General features: G+C 29.4%; 1 pseudogene. It reads left to right on the top strand.

From position 1 onward, the window contains the following. Positions 1–628: pseudogene (locus tag EZH24_RS13125) on the top strand (phage terminase large subunit); the annotation flags it as partial. Positions 629–649 lie beyond the last annotated feature (21 nt).

Raw genomic sequence — 649 nt, 5'->3', positions numbered from 1 at the left:
GTTAGATTGTTATGTGAATTATTGTTTAGTAGACCCTGCTTTTGGGGCGGAAAATTGTTATACTTCAGCTATCATTTATAAAAAAATGGCAGGAAGTTATTATTTAGTGGATTCAGGTTTAATGCGTAATGACAGTATAAGGACAACTGACGAAGTTCTTACTGAGTTTATGAAAAGATATAATGTAAAAAAAGTTTATTGCGAGGGCAATTTCGCACAAAAAGAACTTATTAAAAAATTAAGCAGATATTTTACAGTACAGCCTTTTTATCAAAAAATAAATAAAATAGATAGAATAGTAAACTCATCATACACAATATTTGATAAAGTGATATTTCCTAGCTCTTGGAATAATCCGCCTGAAAACTTAAACAATATTGAAGGGTGGATTAATACAGTTCAAGGCAGAGGATTTATCGCATTACAGCAGTTATTTAATTTCAGCGATATAAAAGCAGATAACTATAAAAAAGGAGATCCTTTTAGTTTTGTAGATTTTCCAGATGCTCTAACTTCAATAGTTATGTTTGATAATTATTTTGAAACTTATGAGCCTGAAGAAAATCATAACAGTTTATCAAGTTTGTTTGAAGAAGAAGAATATGCTTTTGATAGGAGTATAATTTAATGCCGCAGTCTAAATTAGAAC

Origin of the sequence: Brachyspira catarrhinii (assembly GCF_005518285.1) — a bacterium.
GTDB lineage: Bacteria > Spirochaetota > Brachyspiria > Brachyspirales > Brachyspiraceae > Brachyspira > Brachyspira catarrhinii.
This window is presented reverse-complemented; position numbering and strand designations above follow the sequence as displayed.